The organism is Microcoleus sp. B3-D2, from assembly GCF_036705345.1.
In the GTDB taxonomy this organism is placed as follows: domain Bacteria; phylum Cyanobacteriota; class Cyanobacteriia; order Cyanobacteriales; family Microcoleaceae; genus Microcoleus.
The window spans coordinates 1-25,811 of sequence record NZ_JAUBUG010000056.1 but is presented as its reverse complement, the minus strand read 5'-3'; the positions used below and the strand labels follow the sequence as shown (position 1 = coordinate 25,811).

The 25,811-nt window shown below is 45.0% G+C and carries 18 protein-coding genes and 2 pseudogenes; 9 read left to right on the top strand and 11 right to left on the bottom strand.

What is annotated here, in order from left to right; translation table 11 throughout:
- Positions 1 to 32: 32 nt before the first annotated feature.
- The 3 genes and pseudogenes from QUB14_RS20315 to QUB14_RS20305 form a co-directional block, all read right to left on the bottom strand.
- On the bottom strand, positions 33 to 1,010 hold the full coding sequence (locus tag QUB14_RS20315) for a glycosyltransferase (RefSeq protein WP_333218767.1): 978 nt from the start codon (positions 1,008 to 1,010) through the stop codon (positions 33 to 35).
- 105 nt (positions 1,011 to 1,115) lie between these two features.
- Positions 1,116 to 1,427, bottom strand: a pseudogene (locus QUB14_RS20310) (glycosyltransferase); the annotation flags it as partial.
- A gap of 556 nt (positions 1,428 to 1,983) precedes the next feature.
- Positions 1,984 to 2,901: a YihY/virulence factor BrkB family protein gene (locus QUB14_RS20305; RefSeq protein ID WP_333218751.1), complete on the bottom strand. Its 918-nt coding sequence runs from the start codon at positions 2,899 to 2,901 to the stop codon at positions 1,984 to 1,986.
- A 111-nt stretch (positions 2,902 to 3,012) separates the two neighbouring features.
- On the opposite strand from QUB14_RS20305, the gene QUB14_RS20300 reads away from it, so the two are divergent.
- The 4 genes from QUB14_RS20300 to QUB14_RS20285 all read left to right on the top strand — a co-directional run bounded on the left by QUB14_RS20300 (position 3,013) and on the right by QUB14_RS20285 (position 5,976).
- A complete protein-coding gene (locus QUB14_RS20300) occupies positions 3,013 to 4,098 on the top strand; it encodes a hypothetical protein (RefSeq protein WP_333218752.1) in 1,086 nt (361 codons plus the stop codon).
- Between the two features lie 355 nt (positions 4,099 to 4,453).
- On the top strand, positions 4,454 to 5,347 hold the full coding sequence (locus QUB14_RS20295; RefSeq protein WP_333218753.1) for a CNNM domain-containing protein: 894 nt from the start codon (positions 4,454 to 4,456) through the stop codon (positions 5,345 to 5,347).
- 118 nt (positions 5,348 to 5,465) lie between these two features.
- Positions 5,466 to 5,663, top strand: coding sequence for a hypothetical protein (locus QUB14_RS20290; protein WP_333218754.1), 198 nt, complete (start codon positions 5,466 to 5,468; stop codon positions 5,661 to 5,663).
- The gene (locus QUB14_RS20285) at positions 5,647 to 5,976 is read left to right on the top strand and encodes a type II toxin-antitoxin system PemK/MazF family toxin (protein WP_333218755.1); all 330 of its coding nucleotides are present in this window, start codon (positions 5,647 to 5,649) and stop codon (positions 5,974 to 5,976) included. The genes QUB14_RS20290 and QUB14_RS20285 overlap by 17 nt, the downstream gene beginning before the upstream one ends.
- Positions 5,977 to 6,081: 105 nt before the next feature.
- Here QUB14_RS20285 and QUB14_RS20280 read toward each other — a convergent pair whose 3' ends face one another.
- Both QUB14_RS20280 and QUB14_RS20275 read right to left on the bottom strand, forming a co-directional pair.
- On the bottom strand, positions 6,082 to 7,341 hold the full coding sequence (locus tag QUB14_RS20280) for an AbiJ-related protein (RefSeq protein WP_333218756.1): 1,260 nt from the start codon (positions 7,339 to 7,341) through the stop codon (positions 6,082 to 6,084).
- A 276-nt stretch (positions 7,342 to 7,617) separates the two neighbouring features.
- The gene (locus QUB14_RS20275) at positions 7,618 to 14,175 is read right to left on the bottom strand and encodes a glycosyltransferase (protein ID WP_333218757.1); all 6,558 of its coding nucleotides are present in this window, start codon (positions 14,173 to 14,175) and stop codon (positions 7,618 to 7,620) included.
- Between the two features lie 682 nt (positions 14,176 to 14,857).
- Here QUB14_RS20275 and ftsH3 point away from each other — a divergent pair.
- From ftsH3 to QUB14_RS20255, 4 genes are all read left to right on the top strand, one after another.
- Positions 14,858 to 16,696 (top strand): ATP-dependent zinc metalloprotease FtsH3, encoded by a 1,839-nt coding sequence (ftsH3, locus tag QUB14_RS20270; protein WP_006633639.1) that lies wholly within the window; start codon positions 14,858 to 14,860, stop codon positions 16,694 to 16,696.
- A gap of 147 nt (positions 16,697 to 16,843) precedes the next feature.
- Entirely contained in the window at positions 16,844 to 17,206 is a 363-nt protein-coding gene (locus QUB14_RS20265) for a nuclear transport factor 2 family protein (protein WP_333218758.1), read from the top strand.
- 239 nt (positions 17,207 to 17,445) lie between these two features.
- Entirely contained in the window at positions 17,446 to 18,084 is a 639-nt protein-coding gene (locus QUB14_RS20260; protein ID WP_333218759.1) for a bifunctional 4-hydroxy-2-oxoglutarate aldolase/2-dehydro-3-deoxy-phosphogluconate aldolase, read from the top strand.
- A gap of 101 nt (positions 18,085 to 18,185) precedes the next feature.
- Complete coding sequence (locus QUB14_RS20255; protein ID WP_333218760.1) at positions 18,186 to 18,707, top strand: L,D-transpeptidase; 522 nt, start codon at positions 18,186 to 18,188, stop codon at positions 18,705 to 18,707.
- Positions 18,708 to 18,884: 177 nt separating this feature from the next.
- On the opposite strand, the gene QUB14_RS20250 is transcribed toward QUB14_RS20255, so the two are convergent.
- From QUB14_RS20250 to QUB14_RS20235, 4 genes are all read right to left on the bottom strand, one after another.
- Positions 18,885 to 19,712, bottom strand: coding sequence for a DUF1963 domain-containing protein (locus QUB14_RS20250; RefSeq protein WP_333218761.1), 828 nt, complete (start codon positions 19,710 to 19,712; stop codon positions 18,885 to 18,887).
- A gap of 73 nt (positions 19,713 to 19,785) precedes the next feature.
- Positions 19,786 to 20,067, bottom strand: coding sequence for a hypothetical protein (locus tag QUB14_RS20245; protein ID WP_333218762.1), 282 nt, complete (start codon positions 20,065 to 20,067; stop codon positions 19,786 to 19,788).
- Positions 20,049 to 20,705, bottom strand: coding sequence for an ester cyclase (locus tag QUB14_RS20240; RefSeq protein ID WP_333218763.1), 657 nt, complete (start codon positions 20,703 to 20,705; stop codon positions 20,049 to 20,051). Before QUB14_RS20240 ends, QUB14_RS20245 begins: the two co-directional genes overlap by 19 nt.
- 310 nt (positions 20,706 to 21,015) lie before the next feature.
- Positions 21,016 to 22,605: an Hsp70 family protein gene (locus QUB14_RS20235; RefSeq protein ID WP_333218764.1), complete on the bottom strand. Its 1,590-nt coding sequence runs from the start codon at positions 22,603 to 22,605 to the stop codon at positions 21,016 to 21,018.
- 361 nt (positions 22,606 to 22,966) lie between these two features.
- Here QUB14_RS20235 and QUB14_RS20230 point away from each other — a divergent pair, with 361 nt between their 5' ends.
- Entirely contained in the window at positions 22,967 to 23,656 is a 690-nt protein-coding gene (locus QUB14_RS20230; RefSeq protein ID WP_333218765.1) for a CPBP family intramembrane glutamic endopeptidase, read from the top strand.
- Here the strand turns inward: QUB14_RS20230 and QUB14_RS20225 are convergent.
- Both QUB14_RS20225 and QUB14_RS20220 read right to left on the bottom strand, forming a co-directional pair.
- Positions 23,649 to 23,822 (bottom strand): annotated as a pseudogene (locus QUB14_RS20225) (ATP-binding protein); the annotation flags it as partial. The gene QUB14_RS20230 and the pseudogene QUB14_RS20225 overlap by 8 nt on opposite strands.
- 105 nt (positions 23,823 to 23,927) lie before the next feature.
- Positions 23,928 to 24,605 (bottom strand): peptidoglycan-binding domain-containing protein, encoded by a 678-nt coding sequence (locus tag QUB14_RS20220; protein WP_333218766.1) that lies wholly within the window; start codon positions 24,603 to 24,605, stop codon positions 23,928 to 23,930.
- Positions 24,606 to 25,811: the final 1,206 nt, after the last annotated feature.

Here is a 25,811-nt window from a genome sequence, read left to right as displayed (position 1 = left end):
GAAACTGGCTTCAACTATACTAAGTGATACTACTAAGCGCTCACGGGGTCAAGCTCAAGGGCAGATTGTTCGAGCAGTTGAGTGTAAAGTTGACCCAGTTGGGAGGCGATACCGTTCCAACTGAAATGGGTTTCGACGCGCTGGCGGCCTGTGTGTCCGAGTTGCTGGCGCCATACTGAGTCCGCTAACAAGCGATCGATCGCATCCGCAAAGACAGCTTCATTTTTCGGCGGCGCGAGCAAACCTGTTTCTTCGGGCACTACAGTATATTTGAGCCCTCCCACGTCGGAGGCGATTACGGGCGTGCCGCAGGCCATCGCTTCAATTGCTACTAAACCGAAGGGTTCGTAGTGGCTGGGAACGACGCACACATCGGCGGCGGCGTAGTAGGCGGGGAGAATGTCTCTGTTCAAGGCGCCGGGAAAACTGGTAATGTCGCTCAGCCCGAGTTCTTCAACGATGCTGCCGATACGATCGCGCTCTTTGCCATCGCTTTCCCCCGCACGCCACCCGCCACCAATTATGAGTTTTAAATCGGCTTTGGGCACCGCTGACCGACTGACGGCGCGGACTAAGGTTTCGATGCCCTTGCGGCGGTCGAAACGGCCGACGTACAACACGACTTTGGTTTCGGGGGCTATTCCCAAGTGGCGGCGGGCGGTCGCTCGGGCGATCGAGCCGAACCGTTCAGTGTCGGTACCGCAGGAAATGATGTCAATATTGCCTTTTGAGGAAACCAGAGACCTCATGTGTTCTTTTTCTTGGGGACTGGTAGCCACTACGCGATCGGCTGTTTCCAAAAGTGTTTTTTCGACTTGCAGCCTGGTTTTGGCAATCATCGGAATTGTCGAAACCGACTTGTATTTAATTGCTGCCAAAGAATGGTAAGTGTGAACTTGCTGCAGGGGTTGCGATTTTTTCAACTCCATTCCCACCCAAGAAGACAGCCAGTAATTTGTGTGAACTAACGGATATTGAACGCCTGATATCAAATCCGTTAGCATCGGAATAGTAAATTCGAGTTGACTGTTGACGGTTGACTGTTGACTGTTCACGGCGTCAACAGTCAACCGTCAACAGTCAACATCATTCCGGTGTAACCGGAAATGATATGACTCTAACTGAAACTTCTGAAATTCTTGAACAAAGATTGGTAAATATCCGTAGAGTTCATCGCGGGGAATAAATTCTTGTGGCCCTGCTACTAGCCGAATTGTTCGGCAATTCGGACTGTGCTGTACAATTCTTGCTTGTTGGCGATCGGATGAGCGGGTGAACATATCAACTTGCCACCCCTGTTTCGCCAGAGATTCCCCTACTTGACGCACGTAAACATTTTGCCCGCCCGCTTCTTGTTTGCCAATTTCCACAGAGGGATCGCCGTGTACCGAGATGAGGGCGATGCGTTTTTTAGTTAATGAAATCATGATTTTTTACCAAAAATTAAAAATATTTCAGGAGAAGATTGAAAGTGCAATTGTGGCTGCTGCGCCGGGACTGGAATCTTCTAGCTAATTTGTATTAAAGTGAAAATGCGGGATCGGGAAATCATCCTGAAGGGATAAGTTGCAGAGAAAAATTGACAAACGACTTCCTTCTGCTGACAGAGACGTGCAGCAGCTCAAACTCTAGATAATCTAAATAGAAATTAATGAGGGTGAAGGGAATTTGCCGGATTCTGGTCGGTGTAAAACTCGAACCTGCTTTCAGCTTGGTGTTCGAGATGCGAGGTCAGTCGAAGGTATAATTTTTACTTCTCTGGATAAATTGGTAGGGATTTGGAGAAAGCAGAAGTAGGTGGCCCCGAAGACAGAATGTTACAGGGTCAGAGAAAAAAAAAGCAAAATTATTGCATTGAAAATTTTTCTTTCTTTCCGCCTTCGGCCTTCTGCCTTTTTCCCTCTTCCTTCTGCGTTCTGCTTCTTACTTCTTATCTCAAACTAGGAATTCTTGTTTAACCTCAAATTTCCCGTTTGTGTAATGTTAAGATTTCTTCCGGTGTTTGCGTGCGGAGGATTCTCCGTTTTCGCTGTTGAGGATATTGTTTCGCGAACCTTGCATTCGGGAACCGTATCTGTTAGCCCAAACTTGGGTAAACTCGGCACCTAAGAACAGAATTTGAGCGGAATAATTAATCCAAAGCAGGATAATCACGAACGAGCCCGCAGCACCGTAGGTAGAGGCGATACCGCTACCTCCGAGGTAAACTCCAATTAGGGATTTGCCGATCGTAAACAGCACTGAGGTGATGGCGGCGCCGATCCAAACATCATTCCAGGCAAGATGGACATCGGGCAAAAGTTTGTAAATTAAGGCAAAAAGCAGCGTAACTACGCCAAAGGAGATAGCAAAGTCCACAATCTGCCAAATGCCGACTGGTAATTGCAGCCAGTTGTTCAACCAATAGCTGACGGCGGCTAAAACGGCGCTAATTACTAAAGATACTAGCAGTAAAAAGCCTATGCCTAAAATCATTGCAAAAGACAATATGCGGTCTTTCAGGAATCCCCAGATGCCTTGTCCGGGAGGCGGTGAAACATTCCAAATTGTATTGAGGGCTTCTTTGAGATTAGTAAACACGTTGGAAGCGCCCCACAAAAGTGTAGCGATGCCGACTAAAGTAGCAATCATTCCTGACTTTGGTTCGGAGGCTTTGAGGATGAGTTCTTGGACAGTTTGGGCGCCATCTTTGCCGATTAAACTTTGGAGTTGGGCAACGATTTGACCTTGGGCTGCCTCTGGACCAAAGACTACACCGACGATCGCAATTACGATAATTAGCAGCGGGGCGAGGGAGAAGACTGTGTAATAGGCTAGGGCGGCGGCTAAGGTTGGCGCTTTATCTTCTTGCCATTCAGTAAAAGTTTGTTTGAGCAGCGATATGACTGTTTTTAAGTTCACGGTCTTTGGTTTCCTTATACTTATCGTCCCAGGGATTGTAATAGGTTAAGAGTTTTTTAGCCTCGGCCACAAGATAGATTTATCAATTAGCAAATTCGGAAGATTACTTTTATGTCAGATTCCCACACAACTGTTAACAAGACCGATGTAAAATCGTCCAAAAAAACAATTTCTTGGGCAAAACTGAGCGCATTAGTAGCGGTAGTCAATTTCTTGCTGGTGCTTTTCCATTTCAATTACCTTCAGTTGCGCCCTGTTTATCAGAGCTATTTTCCGGGTTTAGTTAAAATTTATGACCCGATAAAAGGCATTGATTCGAGTTTAGCTAATCCCGAATATTTGAAAAGCGCTGACCAGTTTTGGCGAATTGATACGTATTTTATCGTTTTTTTTGGGGCGGAATTTTTGATTAAAAGTCTGTTCCACACCCGCCGTAAACCGGGGGTAACTTGGTTTGATTTTGTGCTCAGGCGCTGGTACGAGGTGTTTCTGGTGATACCGATTTGGCAGGGGTGGCGGATTCTGCCAGTATTGGTGCGCCTTCACAAGTCGGGTTTGGTGAATCTCGATCGCGCAGTTGCTCAAGTTACCTACGAACCGGTGGCTTATTTAGCCAATACGATCTCGGAATACATGATGGTGCGGTTTATCAATCAAGCTAAAAATTCGATCAAACAGGGCGACGCGGCGCAGATGTTGCTGGCGCAGCAGCCCTACCTTCATGTCAATCAGGAAAATACGATCGAACAAATTACCAAGCGGATTTTGGATCTGACAATTTACAAAGTTTTGCCGCAGGTGCAACCGGATTTGGAAGAATTGCTGCACCACAATTTGGAAACAACCATCAAACAGTCGGATTTTTATCAAATCCTGCAAAATTTCTCTCCGATTAACATTTTGCCGACGGAGATGACGGAACAGGTAGCGAATTATTTGGCTCAAACTGCTGTGGATGTGGTAGCTAATACTTATGAAGACGATAAAGGTCGAAAAATTCTAGATAATTTCAGCCAAGAATTTAATCAAAGTTTGCGGCGGGAATTGCAAGATGAGAAAACTCTCGGGGAATTGCAGTCGCTGGTGTCGGATTTGTTAGAAGAAGTGAAGTTGAATTACATTCAAGGCGGGTTGAAGTCCGATCCGGTGCAGACTTTTACGGAAATTAACTCGCTCCGGGGAGTAAGGGAGAGTTGATACAGCAATGAGTTCCGGTGTTGTGAATTAGATTTTTTTTAACTCACATCTTGCATCATTGTTAAGAACAGGCAAGATGCCTGTTCCACAATAAAATTCATCTTTTGTGGAACAGGCATCTTGCCTGTTCCTAAACCAGTAATTGAGAATGGTGCAATATCTCAGTTAAAACGAACCGCGAAGACGCCAAGGGCGCGAAGGAAGAGAAGAGAAAGAGTTTACAAGTTCTACGGGTAAGGCGCACCTAGGAATAAGGGTAGTGGGGATATCCGAAATCTCTGGGAATAAACCTATCTGAATTCCAAGCTAAAATAAAAGAATTAACCTAAAACATCTATCATATTAGATATCTATCTTGAACAACCTTACTTGCCTGGAAATAGAAGTCGCTCAAACAATGCTGAGATTAGCAATGTTGCTGGGCTTAACACTTTTAATCGCCTTTTTTGTGGCGGCAGAACTAGCATTAGTATCAGCCGATCGCCATCAAATCCGCCAACTCGCCCACTTGGACGATCGCCCAACCGCTAAAACCGCCGAACTCGTCCACCAAGCTCAAAACAACATACCGCATTACCTGTCTGTGACTCAAACTGGCACAACAGCAGGGAGTTTGCTGTTGGGTTGGTTGGGTGAGGGAGCGACTGTACACTGGATCGAACCGTGGATCGACAAATTGCCGATCGGTCATTTGCCGGCTGTGCTGACGGCTCATTCGATCGCAGTTCCCGCAGCTTTTATCTTAGTAACTTACGTAGAAATAGTCTTAGGAGAACTCATTCCCAAAGTATTAGCAAACCACGCCCCTGAACGCACCGCTTTGCTACTGATGCCGGCCCTCGAAATCTGCTCAAAATTACTGTGGCCGCTGTTAGCAATTCTCAACGGTACCGTGCGGCTGCTGACTGGTTGGATTACCAGTAAACAGTCTCAACCGCTGCTGTCACCTTCCCAGGCCACTTTCGTTCAAAAAGATGCTCATTCGGCACTAATTTCTGGCAATTGGGAAGTGACAGCAGTTAACGAAAAACTCGGGTTAAACCTGCCGACTGACCAAGCTTACCAAACAATCGCCGGATTCGCGATCCACACTTTGGGTAAAATGCCCAATCAAGGCGATCGGCTATTGTGGGGCGAGTTAGAAATAGAAGCAGAAAATGTAGTAGAAGGCAGTTTAGAAACAGTGCTGCTGCGTCAGGTAACTCGCCCCTTATTTGAGCCACAACATCCAGAACTTGTGTTAAATTGATCCTAAATCCGGCTTAAATACTGCCTCGATATATGTGTGTTAGGTTGTAATTAGTCGCTCAGTGCGACAACCTACCAGAAATCTGCAAATTGCATAAAGCACAGTTTATGAGGTGGATATGCTAAAAACACTTTGGGCTACTGTTCGACAAGGGAAAATTGAACTGCTGGAGTTATCAGAATTACCCGAAGGGGCAAAAGTATTAGTAACAGTTTTACCTGATGAAGAAGGTGAGTTTTGGCTTCAAGCCAGTCAAACATCACTAGATACAGTTTGGGATAATACTGAGGATGATGTCTATGCCCAGCTACTCTAAAAATGACATAATTTTGGTTAGATATCCCTTTTCAGACTTGTCTAGTTCTAAGGTAAGACCAGCAATTGTTGTGAGTGCGCCGCACGTATCTCAAGACATTATGATTGTGCCATTGACAAGCAAAACTGCATCCTTACTGGAGGGTGAGTTCGTACTTGCTGAATGGTCAACAGCAGGGTTAAATGTGGCTACAGCAGTCAAGCGAGGTTTGTATACAGTGCAGGAAAGCTTGGTTCTAACGACAATTGGCAAGTTAGCGGATTCTGATGCTGAGCGACTTGAGCAATCTCTTCGAGGTTGGTTAGGGTTGTAGTGCAGCTATACAGTATAATACTTCGTGTTTGTGGGGTTTCGCATAAGGAGGGCGATCGCTTATTATTTGATACTCTCAACCTCTATTGTGTTACTTGCGTAAGTCCTAAAGTAATCCATGTCGCACAAAAAGTTTGCGAAAAAAATCTTCTACAACTTGCTTCCCGGAATCTCCTTGTAGCTCGAAACCACCAAAACGATACACTTCATATCCGCTCAACTTTAATTCACGATCGGCTGCAACCATCTCAGCATAGAGGCGAGGACTTGCTGTGTCCTTATTGGCATAATGCTGCTTACCATCAACTTCAATAACCACGCGCTGTGAGCTAGGTAATAGTAAGAGAAAATCCATACGCTGTCGGGGTAGCACTTTCTGCCCATTGCGCTCACTAACTGTGTAGGGGTCATAGTGCAAATAAATTTGAGGGATTAAAGCTGGTGGGTCCTGCATCAATGGATAGATTCTTTGAAAATAGCTATTAAACAATAAACGTTCAGGCTCAGACTCAAGTGAGTCACATAATCGCTCATATAAAGCTTTCTTCGTTTCACTACTAATAGGATCTGTGTTAGTGAGCGCTGCCCACCATTGGACTAAATTAGACCAGGATAAACCTGATGATGGTACTGATTCTTCATAAACTAAGCAGTTTTTTTCATTTCGAGTAATCTGAATATCATTATTCACAGCATCAACCAAGACAATCTCTGGCTTATGCCCGTTTGAAGCAAATATCAAATTCTTAACTCGACTAGGTACACCTCCTTGTAGCATAGTAGCTTTATAAACTGGACAACCAGACATCTGCTCTGTTGCATTTAGTCGATATCCATCATGGACTAAGTATGAATTGATGAGCTCAGCGTACTCCGCTTGAGTCTCAGAATGTCGAACAATAGGGTGTATTACCTGCTCTAGGAAATGTAAAAAACGCTGATCTGGTAATTGAAGAATATCAAGACACCTGAAGAATAAATAGTCTTCCTCCCAATCATTGTTATTTACCATGTGTTGCCAGATCTCACCAGCAGCATTTTCAAATCGACTATCTGTAGAGGGCATTTCTGACAAGTTCCAAGTCAGGTTTAAAAAATCAAAAAGTTCAAGCCTACCATAGATGTTCTTTCCTAAGAGAGCTGCAATAATATTTCGTCTAGTTAGTTCAGTAATCCGCATAATTCTAGGGAATGAATTTACAAAATATTTTATTATAACAAGTATAAAAATCAGCTCTCTCTTAAAAAAAAATATACAATACTTGAAAAAGTATGTTTTACGATTAGCATCCTTACTGTTTGAGCGCTGAGGAGTGCCGTTAATCCCGCCATCAACCATTGCATTTGGGGTGGCCAGTGGAGCCAACTGACGATACCCCAGAGGAGTAGAATTACCAGCGTTGCCTTGAGCAGGCGATCGCCATAAATACGGACATCATTACTCGATCGATAAGTGCTGGTTCGCACTGTAGTCGCTACACCCTTGCCACCGTTAATCATTAATTAGAGATATTTTACCAGTAAACCCGATACAAACAGCGGCGCGAACGCACTTTTTCAAGCAACAGCAAGCTCCATCGCTCTTGAATCCCATTTCGATATCTTGTCGGGCGGGCCGCGGCCCACCCTAGGTTATATAAGTTTACTTCACGGCAAGCTCGATCGCACCCCCAACAAACTGCTCGTAATCCGCCAACAACCACGCAGGCAAACAAGTATTCGCATCCTGAACCCGCAACTGTCCAGCGCGACAATACAGCATCGCCGCCAACAAATTATTTACAGCTTTAGGCGCTCCAAACCCTTTACTCAACTCAACAACCAACGAGTTAAAAAACTCGCGATCGCTCTCATTCAGCGGCTCGTTAATAAACCCGCTGCCCAACATTGCTTTGTAACCCTTGCCAAAATCGCTCCGGTACAAAAGTTCCAGTTGTTCCTCGGAAACGCTCAGCCACAAATCAGCCATTTGCTTGCGAATATGCCGCAGATCTGCTATTGCCAATTCAGCCGTCGGGTCTATTTCATAGAGATTGACGGCAGCAGTTAATTGATTGAGAAACGGGGGCAGATAATCTTGTTTGACAAGTGTTGGTTCTGTTGTCGCGAATACGCTTTCAAACACCTTTTCGTAATCTTCAAGCAACCACTGCGGCAAGCGGGTGCGAGCATCGGGAACCCGCATTTTTCCCGGAACAAAATACAGCATCGCACCCAGCAGAGCATTGATTGCTTGAGGCTGCACCAACCCTTGGCTAATTTCAGTCAATTTCTGCAAAAACTGCTGTTCGGCTTCAGTCATCGATTCTGCTTGCAAGCCGCAGCTAAGTATTGCTTGATATCCCTTGCGAACTTCTCCTCGGTAAAAACTTTCGAGTTTTTCTGAAGGAACAGTCAGCCAAAAATCAGCCATTTGTTTTCTGATTTGGCGGAGTTCCAAAACTACCGATTCGTCCGACGGATCGATGCGGTAAAGATTGACGCATCCTAACAGTTGATTCGCAAATTGTGGCGATTGAATGTATTGAGCTAGCAAGTCAGAACTTGAATCAGACTTGACGGCGGCTTCAGTCTCAAAAACTTGTTCGTAATCCTCAATTAACCAGTGTGGCAAACGGTTGCGAGCGTCGGGAATTCGCATGGTTTCCGGCGGGAAATACAGCATCGCGGCAAGCAAGGCGTTGACAGCTTTGGGATGCACTAATCCTTTGCTAATCTGCGTTAATTGCTGCAAAAATATTTGTTCGCTTTCGATCATCGGTTGACGTTGGAAACCGCTCTTGAGCAGGATTTGATAGCTGTTACCTGAAGCGCTTCTGTAGGCGGTTTCGAGGTTTTCGGCGGGAACGTTTAGCCAAAAATCAGCGATTTGTTTGCGGATTTGACGCAGTTCGGATATTGCTGAGATGTTTGAAGAGTTTCTTTGGTAAAGGTTGATGGCATTCGAGAGAAGATCGCCCACATCTGCCTGTTTGGGAATGCTATCCTGTAAGCTGCGGGATGCTTCCAGGTGGCTGGTTTGCCATTTACCAAAGAGTTCTTGGAATAATTTGCCGATCGCCCCCGAGTATGCAACACTGTCAAAACAAGCCGGATTAGCTTGCATTTTTTGCTGAATTTCCTGGCGATAGCGTTGCCGAAGTTCAGGATTAGTGCCGAGAGTAACTGCTAGTTGAATGTAAGATGCTTCGCTATTGGCAATTAAATCAGGCATAGAGAGCGATCGTACCACCGCCGCCCCCATTCTCGATCGCAAAGTATCGCCATCCCTAACCACCGTTGGAAGTCCCACCTCTAACGGATCTACAAGGGAAGTAGTCCCCGCATAGGGATAGGAATCCAAATAAACATCCCCCAACTTCAAAACTTCTTTAACATCCGCACGGTTAGGAAAACTCTTCAACACCCGCAAACGATTACTCTCAATGCCATACTTAGCAAAAACGGCTTTCATATTATTCACAAAAGCCCCTCCAGGATAATGATTAGTCCAGCTAGGACCGAAGGGCATTAAAAACAGCACCGAATTAGGAACAGCCGCCATAATTTTTGCCCATGTTTCCCTTAACTCCGGCACTAGCTTATACAAATTAGCACTCGAAATAAAGACCACCGATTCCTCGGAAATGCCGATACTATTTCTGGTGAAATTAATGTTAGGAGTGTAAGGTTCGAGGGTATAGCTAAAACAGCAGCCAGCCCCGTCAATAGTGGCTAATTCCTCGCGATAATGCTCCTGTCCTTCAGGTGCAGGTTCCATCAACTTACCAGCAATGTAATAGTCAATGTGTCGCATTCCTGTGGTAACGGGAGAATTAAAACAGGTAGTTTGTACCCGCGCCAATCGATGCAGCGCCAGTAAACTAATCGGATGAGTAACCGCAGTAATATTGGTAGCAATCAGCAGAATATCTAAGTCATCAGCGCGGATTGTCTGAACTTGACTTTGCAAGTCGTTAGACAGTTTAACCAGTCTGTCAGCGCGACTCTGACAATACTGCTCTAGTTTATTCCCGTCTAGATTTAGAGCGTACAAAATAATTTCAAATTGCTCTCGATTCAGATATTCAAAAGCTGGCAAGGTAGCGAAAGTTTCCGTCATCGCCCCGAAATGTTTAGTCAGGACACCAAGGCGAATTTTCGGTCTGTTCGCAGGTCTAGCCGGAAAAATGCAATCAAGCGCAGCGCCACGATTTTTCATGGCATATTCAATAATATCTGCCCGCTTTGTGTATATCTCCTTGAGATTTTCACTATTAAAGTACAGAGGAATAAAGTTAGCGCTTTGGGTGAAGAACGAGGCGATTTCCTGCCAGACTTGTGAGTTTTGGTTCTTGAAGATATTGCTATGCAAATAACTGACCCATCCCTGCACATACCGGCAATAATTGTCAGCCTCTCCTATTTGTTGAAAGAGAGTAGGCGCAGCAAACATAAATTTGAGGTAGTCGTTCACAAACCAATTAGGTATAACTGCATTTTCATAGTTCAGCAGTAACTGATCTGCACGACGGTAGAGGGCGGCTGCTAGTAGGTAGTTAATATCTTTGGGATTTTTAACTCCCTGGGAGAGATGCGATGCTAGTCGATCGATAACAGTCTTTTCGGCATCTGTCAGCGCTTCATCTTTGATGTTACTGTTGAGCAATAGCTGATGCGCCTTACCTGCATCACCGCCATAGGCATTTGCCAGTTGTTCTGCGGGCAGATTCAGCCAATAATTGGCAAGTTGGTGCCGGGATTGGCGGATGTTAGCGAGGTTTACTTCATTAGCTTGGTCTTTTTGGTACTCTCCCACATATTGGGACAGCAAAGTTAAAAATTGTTCGGGTTTGTTAAATTCAACTAATTCATTAGCTATTAAATTGCCGTGTTGCTGCCAAATCTGCTGTGACCAACGCACTTCTTCTGGTTTGTAAAGTTGAGAGTGGAGGTGAATAATTGTGGCTCTCATTAAGTCTAGTTTTGGGCGATCGCCAGCCATTTTTTGGGTTCTGCTAGATCCGTCGCCGTGCTGCCTGTAATAGAGATAAGGCTTAGGTAATCGATCGCCTAACCAGCCTTTTTCATAGGCAGACACCCAAAATTCCCAATCTTCGCATCCCAGCTTCATCACTTTTTTCAAGCCGCCTACTTGCTCGTAAATCTCCCTTCTAAATAGGGAAGTAGCAGGGGCTTGATTGTCTCTCAAAAACCGATTGGCATCAAAGTCACCGTGAACAACTAAATCGCAGTTTGCTCCGAAGTGCTGCACATCTGTATAGACAAAACCAACCTTCGGTTTTGCTAATAAAATTTCCACGCACTCCTCGATAAATTTGGGATGAAGTTTATCATCAGCATCTAGGAATAAAATAAACTTTCCTGACGAGTGCTGAACGCCAACATTTCTCGAATCAGCGGGCCCCGTGTTGGGTTTATCTATGAGGCGAAGCGATTTTTGAGGATACAGTTTAATTAAATATTTTCCCAAGTTGCTGGTATCATCAGTGCTGCCATCATTGACAATTATGCACTCCCAGTTTGGATAAGTTTGACTGACAACACTTTCAACAGCTTCTCTGAGTAAAGTTGCGTGATTGTAGCAGGGAATGATGACGCTGACGAGTGTTTCTGCGGAGGTGCGGTAGGGCATGGCATTTAGCTGTGATGGAGAGAGTGAAACAGGTACTGTAGTGGCTGGTTTTACACCTCGGCGAGTGATCCCATATTCATCCCATATTTGCCGAGTTTCTTGGTACGATATGGGCGATGAATGTTGCAAACCTTGTTGATTTTCGTAGTACAAGCCGAGAATTTCTGGCAAGTGCACAATGTTTTCGCTTTTGCCAATCCGCAGCCAAAATTCGTAATCGCCAGCCGCCGTAAATTCGCTTCGGAAATAGCCGTATTTTTCGTGCAGCAATTTTTTCCACATCGGCTGGGGGCCAATAATGCAGCGCCGTTCGAGTTCGCTGTAGTCAAAGGCTGGCCAATTCCAGCCCTGTTCGGCTTGGGTTTTGGCAAAGATATCGTTGGCTGTGCTGGTGATTAATTGATCTGCATAAACCAGACTTACTTCGGCGTTTTCATCCAAGTATTTCGCCATGATTTCTAGGGCATCGGGGCGGTGTCTGTCATCGGTATTAGCATTAGTCATGTAAGCTCCGCGCGACATCTTAATGCCTCGATTCCAGGCTGCATATAATGTCTCGCGGTCCAAAGTGCGATCGTACACAATATTCGCATATTTCGCTTGAAATTCCCGCACAACAGACTGTTCATTTTCTTGGGAACCGCTGTCAATTACTATGATTTCGAGTTGACCTTGTTTGTACAGCGTTTGCTCTACCAAGTCCTGCAAGCAGCCGCGGATAAATTTTTCGGAATTGTAAGTAGAAACGATCGCAGATACTTTAAAAGCCGACGGGACAGGCTGGGAGTTCTCACCATTCCCTAATTCCCCCTGCAAGCCTGCATCAGTTGGCTGTTGAACGGAAGGATTCTCCGAATGTGCGCGCTCAGCTACTTGAAGCAAAAGTGAGCTAACAGTTGCAGCCATTTTCGACCAAGAAAACTTCTTAGCTTGCTCTAACCCCGCCGCAATTAATGAGTTGCGGACAGCGGGCTGCTGTATTTCCTGCAAAGCATTGACAAGCCCAATAACATCATCCCCGTTTACATAAACCGCTGCTTGTCCTGCTACTTCTGGAATCGAACCGTTTGGACAGGTGATGACTGGACAACCGCAAGCCATTGCCTCAAGGACTGGCAACCCAAAGCCTTCATATTTCGACGGATAAACTAACACTGAAGCACCAGAATAAGCAGCTCTCAGTTCCGTGTCGCTTAGTTGCAGCGTGTGGACAGTATTCCCAGAACAGTACAATTTCAACTCTGGTTCTAATACAGGTTTGCCACCTGCACAGACTATATCAAAGTCAAACTTGTTGGCAAGTTGAAAAAAGGCTTTGAAGAATAATATCCCGTTCTTGTAACCATGCCAGCCTACCCTTTCGCCTACCAAAAGAAAATAGGGCTTGGTAATGCTGTATTTTGACTTAAAGCCTGAAACTTCTTCTCTATCGGCTGGCGAAAAATTGGCATCAATGCCACAGTGCGCTACAGCGATAGAATTTGAAGAAATCTGCGGAAAAACCTTTACTAAATCGCGGGCTGTGTTTTCGGAAATGGTGATGTAAGCAGAGGCGTGGCGGATACCGCAATGCTTTTCTCTCCACTCGGAATGACCAATATTTTGTCCCATCAACTCTGGGATCATGTCATAGGCCATGAATACCGATGGCGTTGACAAAGGCGTTGTATAATAAGTAGAAATAAATAAATCGGCTTTTTCTTCATCGCAGATTTGTTGGAGCATTTGGCGGTCTGCATCGGTTTTGTTGTAGTCGTAGGGGGCTACCTTCCGGTACTGAATGCCGGGAACTTTGGGGGCGGTTCCCGCTCTGTCAAGAACTATAATGTTTTGGGCAAAACCATTTTCTGCCCAGTTTTGTAGCAGCGATTTCCAGACGCGACCAATGCCGGTGCTGTTGAGCTGATAAAATACGCCGTCAATTACAATTTTTCTACTTTTTTCAGGAGGTATGACTGCGGGAGTTGTCATTGATTTGTGGTTCTCTCTGTTTTCAATTTTTCTCAGGGCTTCCTCGTAATCCTGTTGGAGTAATGAAGGTTTTTTCAATTCCGGCTCTTTGTAAGATGATAAGCTTTGAAAAAGTTGAGGGTTAATTTCCTTGTCGGAAAAAATATGCAATGAATCGCCGTTAGAGTAAAAGTTTAAATTAAATTTGTCGGCAATTATCGAGAGGGCTTTGCTGGTATAAATAGAAATGTGCTGACCTTCATCTAGGGCATAGTACCACCAGTCGTTGGGCTTGGGGTTGTTGGCTGGCAGCAGTTTGGTACTGAATAAAATATTGCGGGAAAATTTGAAGATTTTTTCGATTTCCACCAGAGGCTTAACAAAATGCTCAAATACTTCAAAAGCTGTCACTAATTCGTAGCTGTAGTTGCTTTTTTCGTCTGCCTCAAATCCTTGAGAAAATATATTTTTACAAAATTTATCATACCAAAAAAAATTAAATCCCAAATCTCTCATCATCCGAACAAATACACCGTAGCCACCCCCATAGTCTAAAAAATTAGCGTTGTGATTAAATAAATTAAAAATAATATTATTGGCGGCGTTTGAGAACATCGTACTTCTCGATAACATTCCCACGTCGCTGCTAGCTATGGCTTCTGAATAAGCCTGAGCAAGCCAGTAGGGTTCTTCTGTTTGAACAAAACCACAATTTGAGCATTGAAAATACTCGACGTTATATTTTTTTAGTACCCTAGCTGTCGCAAAGGTGTTGGTTGGACAATCACAGATATTGCACTTCATTTTGATTATTTAAACTTACAAAATTATTCAAGTAACTGCCTGTATTGGAATGCCGAATATTTCTGAGACTTAACTAATTTTCTAATAGTCCTAAGTGATTGCAGTGCGATCGGCTAGACTGTTTTTATGCTGACGATTGAACTCTTCGGACGGTTCCTCAAGGGTTTACCGTTATGTATACAACTGGTCAATCAACAGAAACATCCTACACCAATGCAGCCCAGACTCAGATATCCGATCGGGAGTCAGCCCCCTCAAGATTACTGTGACTAAAGGCTTGACAATTTTTTATTTCTGGTATATGTAACTGTTGAGTACAGCACCCGAATCTTCTGACGCAGCCCAGGGCTGTTCCGTTCCCGCGACCTCAGACCGCCACAGCATGGCCGGGATTCCTCACCACCCAAAAACAAGTTATAATTACGTTAAGATTGATGAACATAAATAAAAATTCCCAAATCACAGGGACTAAAAATTAGGAGGATCGACCTCGGTGAATAAACGGTGGAGAAACGCTGGCCTGTACGCACTGCTGGCTATTGTAGTCATTGCCTTAGCAACGGCTTTTTTTGACAAACAGCCCCCAAGCCGCGAAGTTTGGAAGTACAGTCAATTCATTCAGGAAGTCGAAGGCAAGAGAGTAGACAAAATAAATATCAGTTCCGATCGCAGCAAAGCCCTGGTCACAGCCCAGGACGGCAACAAGGTACTCGTTAACCTGCCGAACGACCCCGAACTGATCAACATCCTGACCAAAAATAACGTAGATATTTCAGTTCTGCCACAAAGCGACGAAGGCTTCTGGGTAAAAGCCCTCAGCAGCCTGTTCTTCCCGATTCTGCTTTTGGTCGGACTGTTTTTCCTGGTGCGGCGCGCGCAAAACGGTCCAGGCAACCAAGCCATGAACTTCGGCAAATCCAAAGCTAGAGTCCAAATGGAGCCACAAACTCAGGTGACTTTCGGCGACGTGGCCGGCATCGAACAAGCCAAGCTAGAGCTCGCAGAAGTCGTGGACTTTCTCAAAAATGCAGACCGCTTCACCGCAGTCGGAGCAAAAATCCCCAAAGGCGTGCTGCTGGTCGGCCCTCCCGGAACGGGCAAAACCCTGCTGGCAAAAGCAGTGGCGGGAGAAGCAGGCGTTCCGTTCTTCTCGATTTCCGGTTCAGAATTTGTGGAAATGTTCGTGGGTGTCGGTGCTTCCCGCGTCCGCGACTTGTTTGAACAAGCTAAATCTAACGCTCCTTGCATCGTATTTATCGATGAAATTGACGCCGTAGGTCGCCAGCGGGGCGCTGGTTTGGGCGGTGGTAACGACGAACGGGAACAAACCCTGAACCAGTTGCTGACGGAAATGGACGGCTTTGAGGGCAATACTGGCATCATTTTGATTGCTGCCACGAACCGCCCCGATGTACTCGATGCGGCGCTGCTGCGTCCGGGTCGCTTCGATCGCCAAGTTGTAGTCGATCGCCCCGACTTCGGAGGCCGCCTAGAAATTCTCAACGTTCACGCCCGCGGCAAAACTTTGTCGAAAGACGTGGACTTGGAAAAAATCGCCCGCCGGACACCCGGTTTCACCGGTGCGGATTTGTCCAACCTACTCAACGAAGCAGCAATTTTAGCCGCCCGCCGCAACTTGACCGAAGTCTCGATGGATGAAGTCAACGATGCGATCGACCGCGTGCTCGCTGGCCCGGAAAAGAAAGACCGCGTGATGAGCGAAAAGCGCAAAACCTTAGTAGCTTACCATGAAGCCGGTCACGCTTTAGTCGGCGCGCTGATGCCCGATTATGACCCCGTGCAGAAAATTAGCATTATCCCCCGCGGCCGCGCTGGCGGTTTGACTTGGTTCACACCTAGCGAAGATCGGATGGATTCTGGCTTGTATTCTCGCTCTTACTTGCAAAATCAAATGGCGGTAGCTTTGGGCGGCCGCATTGCTGAAGAGATTGTCTTCGGCGAAGAAGAAGTAACAACCGGTGCCTCGAACGACTTGCAGCAAGTGGCAAGAGTAGCGCGCCAAATGGTGACTCGCTTCGGAATGAGCGATCGGCTAGGCCCTGTAGCTCTGGGTCGCCAACAAGGCAATATGTTCATGGGTCGCGATATCATGGCTGAACGCGATTTCTCCGAAGAAACCGCAGCGACGATCGACGATGAAGTGCGTTTGTTGGTAGAGCAAGCTTACCGCCGCGCTAAAGATGTACTCGTCGGCAACCGCCACGTCCTTAATGCTTTGGCAGATATGCTAGTTGAAAAGGAAACTGTGGATGCTGATGAATTGCAAAATTTATTAGCTAATAGCGATGTGAAAATGGCGACGATCGCCTAGTCAATTTTGGATTTTGGATTTTGGATTTTAGATTAAATCTAAAGTTTGAAATCAATAATTGGGGTGATTCTTGGATTGTCGGGAATCGCCCCGATTTTTTTGTGGGCACACAGGAAGCAGCGAAAAAAAGCATTGGAGTAGCAAACCATGATCGTCACTGAAGATATAGCGCGTGAACTTGCACTTGATTGGGTAGAAGCTTGGAATACTCATAACCTCGATCGAATCATGTCCCATTACGCAGAAGATGTAATTCTGATATCGCCTGTCGCAGCGCAACTGCTAAACGAACCATCTGGGACAGTGACAGGCAAAGAAGCGCTACGAAACTACTTCAAAAAGGGGCTGGAAGTTTATCCTGACCTCAAGTTTGAGTTGCTTGATGTGATGTGGGGAGTTTCCAGTGTTGTCCTTTACTACATCAACCAAAAAGGCACGAAGGCAGGTGAGTGTATGGAAGTCAGTTCAACCGGAAAAGTGACTAAAGTTGTTGCTCATTACAACGGGTAGAGCGAGGTTATGCAAATGGCGGTAATATGGATGGCACAACCGAGCGATGCTGAGGCTTTACTTACTCTCGCTAGCGAGTCAAACGCAGTCCACTCGCCTGTTGTGTAAAGAAAATAACGCAATTTTAACCCCCCCTCGGAAACCGACGGAGGTTGGTTTTGCTTGTATATACGCGGTTTCAACCGCTCGGTCTTCCGATATGAACTGTATTGAATTATCTGGAGGCAAAATCAGTTAGCATGAATCATCAATCTTGGTTGACACTACTCAAAAAACACCGTGCGATCGCAGTCATCCGTTCATCAGAAAAGGAACTTGCTTGGCAGATGGCATCAGCGGTAGCAGCCGGAGGAATTCAGTTTATTGAAATTACTTGGAATACCCACAAAGCCGCTGAAGTAATTGCCGAACTGCGCTCGGAATTCCCTAGTTTTAGTATTGGCACTGGCACTTTATTAAACTTAGAAGAGTTGCAACAAGCAATAGACTGCGGCGCTCAGTTTCTGTTTACTCCGCACACTGATTTAACTATGATTAAAACAGCAGTTGACGCCGGAGTGCCGATCGTCCCCGGTGCTTTTTCTCCTACGGAAATTGTGACCGCGTGGCAAGCAGGCGCTACCTGCGTTAAAGTGTTTCCGATATCGGCTTTGGGAGGCGCGGCTTACCTGAAAAGCCTGCAAGGCCCCCTGGGAAACATTCCTTTAATTCCCACGGGCGGGGTGACGCTGGAAAATGCGAAAGTATTTATTGACGCCGGGGCGATCGCCGTTGGTTTAGCCGGAGACTTATTTCCTAAACACTTAGTGGAAAATCGCGATTGGCGCGCGATCGTCCAAATTGCACGAGATCTTACCCAAAACTTAACAACTTGTTAAGCGCTGTTTCCCAATTCAACATTTCAAATCTACAATCTAAAATAGGACAAGCCAATCTAAAATCTAAAATCTAAAATCTAAAATAGTACGAGGTGTGAGAAATGAACAGCATTATCAACTCAACTTACTTCCGCCGCGCTGGAACTTTCTGTGCCGCCTGGACCCTCACTTTTGCTACATTCTGCGGCGGTTCAATGACCGCATTTGCCAGCGAACAGCACAACATAATTGCCAATAAAATTATGTTGTTGCAGCAATCCAGCGAACGCTGGATTGAAATAGATTTGTCAAGACAAAGGTTAATAGCTTGGGAAGGAAATACACCCGTTTACGCGGTGATTATTTCCAGCGGCAAATCATCGACTCCCACCCGCACGGGAACCTTTGCCGTTGAAACCAAACACCGCGTTACTAGAATGACTGGGCCGGACTACGACGTGCCCGACGTTCCCTATACAATGTATTACGACGGAGGCATGGCAATTCACGGCGCTTACTGGCACAATTTGTTTGGCAATCCCGTTACTCACGGCTGCACAAATGTAGCTGTCAATCACGCTAAATGGCTATTTGAATGGGCCTCGGTGGGGACGCCAGTGGTGGTACACAAATCTCAGGTTTAGGGAATTGGGAATTGGGAATAGTCGAACACTATCAGTCTTGGACGCAGGACAGTCAGAAACCGGGTTTTTTGGCGAAATACAGAGGTTACAGCCCGCAGATTCGGTAAAAAACCCGGTTTCTTTATTCGGAGTGCATAAGTCCTTGTTTGCTTAGGCGTGCTTGCTTAACTGCTGCTTTTAATAACAATCCCAATTGTATAACACCTTACTAAAATCTAATTTTCTGAGGGCTGTTTCATCAATAAAAAAATTACCTATACCAGTGTCTCCCCACATAATATTTACTGTATCATTGCTGTCAATATCCATTTGGAATAAAAGAATTTTTCGCATGATTTCTCCCTCGCCGTTAGTAGCATATTCTCTGACATCGGCTTGTGTAAAATCAGGATAACCACCTATTTTATGACCAAAGGAAGGCGATATGTGTAGGTACTCATCCTCAATTTCAGGGTTCGTAAATAACTCCTTAAATTCCTCGCCTAAAAGTTCGGTAAATTGGTAGTCACTGGTACTAATCGGCGCATATTTTTTAGTAAATTGCAAGCTGCAACAGCCATCAACAGGAAAAGCTTCGGGTTTCGGCAAAAAATCATAATTGGTAATCATGTTTTCAACTTTGAAGTCTGGCTGAGGAAAATAGATTATTTTGAATTTTTGCTCGACTGCGGGATTATCTACATTGGCGTAATTGCCGAAATCTAAACCATATAGGTCATCGTCGGCTATATAGAACTGTAAGATGCCCAGATCGGGAAAACCATCTAAAGGCGGTATTTCATCAAAGTTGAGTTGCGCTAGCAAAAATAAATATTTACCGTCACAAGTTTTGGGATACTCAAAGCCTTTAGGTAAATAAGGAAATCCCCCAAATTTACTCTGCCACCAATTAACGTCATCATTATTCTGGGTTTGAATTTCGATGTAAGGTTTAATGGTAGCTTCGATTCTGTCGCGATACTTTTCTAGTTCTTGAGAGAGTGGACATTCTAGTTTGTAGTTCATCTGCTTTTAACAATTTGTTTTGAACCCAATCAGTAGGGTGCGCCGAAGCGCACCTTACCTGTAAAGTCTATTCTTAACTTAGCTGCACCACGGGTTTATCCTCTAACAAAGTTTCATTTGTCAGTAAATCTTCCACGGTAATTCGCAAAAAGCGCTGTTCGTCAACGCGGAATAAAACTTTTATGCGATCGCTCCCCGGATACCCAGCCGGCGTCAAGCGAAAACGAGCGTCTCCCTCGCTTTTGCTACTTATAGCGACGGAGACGCTTGCACTGCAACTCGAACAATTATTTATGATTCCGATTCCAGCGGCAACGAGATGACCTCTTCGTTTGATTAATGACTTACGGGACATCCTCCTGTCGTTAACCCTGTTAAGAAATTATTCGTGTCAAAGAAATGTTCTACAGACTCAATCTTTAAATCCTCTGTGACTTTAGCAATGCTAAGACCAATAATTTCAATGGTTTCTCCTGTCGCTTGATGATCTTTGTAAGATCCCTTAAAAGTACCCCAGTGTCTCCACTTAAACACAACGTTAGGAGGCCCTGCAACGACTTCGACTAATTCCCAGAGAAAGCCATCGGGAAAAGCTGTGTGAAAGAGGTTGTAGGAGGATTGAAAGGTTTCATCAGAGGCGCGGTAGTGCTCTGAGTTTTCTAGAAAGAGATTATAGGTTCCCTGATCTACAACTTCTTGGGCTGTGTATTCTTTTCCTCCATTCGTGCTCATACGGAATTTATCCGTAACTACAGATATCCATTGTTGGGGATTGGTTTTGAAGGATGCTTCCATTTCAAATGTTCTCACCAAATTATAGGCGATCGCATTCAAAGACCCTTCGGCATGATTGTGTTTCCTTTCCTTTTCCAAGAAAGCATTAGTGCGAGAATAGTCTGGACGATTTCCGTCCCGCCATTCTACTCCATCATCCTGTTTCAGAACTTCTTCTCTATCTTGCACCCAGAGGGGTAAGCCGGGAGTTGTACTCATACCTGTTAATCTCCTAGGATTTGGGTTAATGAAAATCTTGATAGTACAATGAAAGGCTGACGGTTCTGATTGAAGAGTATTTTCAATAAAAATGTAGCAGAAAATTGTCCCCCTGTCAATCCTACGCAGCCATAAACCTAACTATCTGCATAGGTTGTCGTCTCCAATAGACATCTCCAAAAACTAACTGGTTCCTAGGAAGAGCCTGGGAACCAGTAATTTCTTAGTCCCCCTCTGCTCGGACGAAAGTTTGACTCTATGCAGGGATTTCAAGTTCCGAATTATCAACCAAATTATCTAAAGTCTATCCTTAACTTAACTGCACCACAGGTTTATCCTCTAACAAAGTTGCATTTGTCAACAAATCTTCCACGGTAATTCGCAAAAAGCGCTGTTCGTCAACGCGGAACAAAACTTTTATGCGATCGCTACCCGGATACCCAGGCGGCGTCAATTGAGCGATGCTGCGTGCTCCTTCTTTATCATTTAAGGGCTGTACCGATGTTTGACCCGCGAGTTGGCGAGTAATTAGCCTGTCGCCGTCAAAATATATCTCCGTGCCGCCAGTTTCCGCTCCCAATTCGCCGATAATTAATTCTATACTCGGCTGATTTTCTAAAGAAGCTCCCAAGACTAATTCTACCGGTTCGCTCATCGGATAAGACTGGCCGGATTTAATTAAACTGTGCCAACTGTGGCAATTGTCGCGGCGGTTCCAGTAGCGAATGCCGTAACTGTGATAGAGAAAATCTTTGATTTCTAGCCCTTGACTCAGTTGCAGAGCACCTTGGGCGATCGCCTCAAAGGGTTTGTCGCAGCGAATTTTTGCGGGATCGAAATATTGCTGCACCCAACGCCCGACAGCGGGAATTTGTACAGTACCGCCAACTAGCAAAACTGCATCGATATCCCCAATTTCTAAGCCTTGACGCCGCGCTTGCTGCAATACTTGATTCATGCACTCGTCGAGTTTGTCAAAAAACTTATGTTCAGCGAGGATAGATTCAAAACGAGTTCGGCCTAATTCTAATTCGTAACTCTCAAAATTTTCGTCATCAAAATAAACCTCAACTGCCTGATTCACTAAAGACAACTGAATCTTTAACCGTTCTGCCAATCTCGTTGTAATCGGAGATTTTGCCAGCCCTTTTGTTTGAACAAAATAGTCAACCAGCCAATTATCAATATCAGAACCGCCTAAATTTTGTCCGGCTTTAGCCAAAACCCGGGCAACTTTTGTTTTTTGCGCTGAAGATTCAGCTAATAGCTTTTCGCCCCACTTCAGAATAAAACCGAGGGGCTTTTTGTCGGAGGAAGCGTCCAAACGCACCAAAGAAAGGTCGAGAGTTCCGCCGCCGAAATCAATGACTAACAGATTTTCGCGATCGGCCAAACCGTAACCCAAAGCAGCCGCCGTAGGTTCGTCCAACATCCGCACCTGTTCTACTTGCAGAGATTGTGACACTTTGCCCAACCAATGGCGGTAAGCTTCAAAACTATCTACCGGTACAGTAAAAATCAAAGAATCGATCGGCAAAGGCAGTTCGCGAATTGAGTCCACAATTTGGCTCAAATACCACTCACCTACTTGTTCAAAAGTAATAAGTTGCCCGTCAAGTTCCGGCACAAAACCCTGAACAGAAGTGCCAATTCCCCGCTTAAAATTGCGGAAAAACCGAGAATCTCCACTCAAATCAAGGCCTCTGTCGCGAACTTGCTGACCGAGTATTACTTTATTTGCCACAGCGTCCTCAACGTAGAGTAAACTGGGAATTAGGGGTGGGTTTTGAACCGAGATTGCCGACAATCCCGGTAATTTCAAAGTTTCGGGCTGCTGGAGGACTTGATTCCAGCGAGCGACGACGGTGTTGCTAGTTCCAAAATCAATTGCGATCGCCATTCAGCCAAAATACACAGCTACGAGGGATTAAATCATATTATGGTATTTGGAGCCCCAAATGCAAATAGACGCTCAAATTCAGCTTGGATAAATACTTTGTTGCAACCAAAACTGCTTTAGTGGCGGAGTCTTCCATTTTGTGCAACTGCATATTTTTCGTTGCAACAAATAAGCGCCACTTTTATAATAGTTACAAAACTCATACCATTTTAGATTTTAGCTTAAAAGCTTTGGAATAAGTGACTGCATAAGGGTTTGGAGTACGGATCTACAGTTCATTTTTTTTAAGTGGTATCACCTGTGCGCCGCCGCCAAGCTTTTACCTTTGATATCAATCCTATGTTCAAAGGAAGCGTGAAAAATGCTGGACATGGGCGATCGCAAATCAGCACTATTGGCTCTAACACTGCTTGTCCCTGCCGCTAGTATTGGTATCATAGCAGCCTTGTATATTGCCCCGGGACGCTGGGGACAAACACTCTCAGTCTTGTGTCAACTTTGGTTGCTAGTTTTTCCGATCGCGTGGTCTGTTTTTGTCGATCCCAAAAAGCTCAGTTTATCCCTGCCCAAGCGCCAAGAATTGCTGGCTGGAGCTATTTGGGGAATATTCATGTTTGCGGTAATTCTGGGTATCTATCGGCTTTTCGGCCAGCACTGGATCGATCCTGTAGTTGCTAAAGAAAAATCGCACCAATTAGGTATTAGCAGCGCTAATATTTACTTGATTGTTGAAGCATATTTTGTGCTAGTTAACTCCTTGATCGAAGAATTTACTTGGCGGTGGTTTGTCTGCAACAAGTGCCAGATTCTCATACCGGGAACAAAAGCAATATTTCTGAGTTCGCTATTTTTCACGCTCCACCACATTTTTGTAATAGCCGCTTACAGCGACTGGCAGGCTGTGATCTTAGGCTCCTTAGCTGTCTTCGCCGCTGGGATAATTTGGTCGCACTCTTATCTGACTTACGGTTCGCTTTGGTCGAGTTATATCAGCCACGCGATCGCAGATTTAGCCCTAGCAACTCTTGGTTGGCAAATCCTCTTTAACTAGCTGCTGTTTCAGCGACTATCGCCGACCATTCTACAGTAAAAATTGACCTTTTTCCCAACTCGCTCTCCTGACTAATATCTCCCCCCATCATCTGACATAATTTCTGGGCGATTGCCAGTCCCAAACCCGTACCGCCGTACCTGCGAGTAGTAGACTCGTCCGCTTTTGCCTGCTAATAGGGTTTTGACTGCCGGATATTTGCTGAGGTTTATTAGTTGCTTTCGCTCAAGTAAGTTTGGGTTGCGATGATCGATTAATTGAGCTTTTTTGTCTACCCAAAAAGCGAAGCATATTTTCTAGAGGCGGACTTTGCCGAGCGAGCGAGGTCGCTTAATAATATACCTATAATAGCTACTCCTTGATTTTTTCCCACTTGGTCGGCAGATTTATCAGTTGAATTTAATTGATGTGTGTGAAAAAATTGTTGTTTAAAATTAGTTGCTAGTTTGAGAAGGTGCTTGGTTGTAAAATCGACGCTGCCACCAACTGGCAAGCCTAAATATTTTTTTGGAAATTGCTCAACGGCGTCGGCGTTGGGGTTTCCGTAAGTTCCCGTAATTTCGTTTTTGTAGTACCCAAGTTGTTTGAGTTGCGGCTGCAATTGGCTGACTGAATTTCCTCGATCGCCCAAACTTAAAATAGCAAATTCCCGACTGGGTGTTGAGAAAATAACTGCGGGTTTTCCAGTTAAGCGATATGTCAAAGCTTCGCGGGTAATTTCAGTGCCAGCAACTCTACTTTTAAAGCAATACCGATCGCTGCGGTTGATGCGATCGCCCGGTGTGCCGCTGCCGCGGGCGACAACGTACCTTTCTAAATTGTCAGCTTCGGCAAGGTATATGTGGCTGTAGCTGCGGTTGATGCCAACTAGCAGCGACAAGTGTTTGCTGGCATTCCTGCTGATTGTACAGGGTGCTTGACTGATGCTGTGCAAGAATCGAACGTTCATATCTTCCCACCGGCAGATGCTTTCTGTCAGGCATCTGACTTTAATTCTAGGTTTTGTTTTGCTTGCGATCGCATAATTTTAGCTGCATGAAAACTGGCCAACATATCGCTGCAAGCATCGGCGGCACAACCCCCAATAGCACACCGATTGTCATCCGCAATTGCAAACTTAGGAAAAATGATGGTTTCATAACATGAAATTTTTTGTACGCGAAATCGTTTGATACATACCACGAAGTTGCTGCTACTGCTTAGGAGTCAAGGTTTGCACGATATAGACCGCTCAATCTTGAGTATTCCTTTGATCTTTATAGGGTCATTTGATAATTTGCTGCTGAAGTTGTGTTACGGTAATTACTTAGACCGGAATTGGAGCGGAACGCTACATATACTCTGCCCCGCAGTGGCAGTCTCTTTTGGGAACTTTTTCATGCGATCGCCTTTTATTAACAAATTTAAAACTGACGCAGCTAATTAAATTTATATCGGTGAAACTCTATCTTTTGTAGCACGATTGGGAAACTTATTTTTTCAAATAGTGGACGCATCAACCAGGTTTTTTTAGGAACATACGACAACTGATGGCAAGGGAGAGCGCTTGAAAAATCGGCTTTCTCTGCTCATTCGCACGTCCACGACAGTGATTCGCGCGATCGCGCCCCAGCAGGTATCTGAGAAAACCACCATCTCATAATCTTGACAAAATAGGATATTGTGTCCCGCCATACCGACAGGACAGTTATCAAAAAATCCAAGCCACCGCTCGATGTTTAGCTCTGTTATAGGGATGGGCAATCAACATTTTCAAGGTAAGAATTACCTTCTTTAATGAGTATATTTTTTTGCCAAAGGCTATGTCACTCTACTGAATATTGTTGCTAATGCTACCTTTATCTCCCCATTCAAACTTGGATGATATACGGTTTACCGTATATGCCTATCTCTGCGTTAGTAAATGATGTTATGTTGAACCGAGGGTGTTGTCTAGCTTGGTGTTTGTAGCGAAAAAAGGTTTTATTTTATGAGGTATCTATCTTCAGGATGAAATTTCGTTTAGCTGCAAATTATCCCTATGGGAACTGTTTCGCGCTCATATCAATCGTTACTATCAGTGCAACGACAGTGAAGTTTTGACCGAAGAACGAGACGCAAGCCCCTGGCTTTAGACACGGGGATAAGTCGGCAGCGGTTTCAACCGCCTTCAATA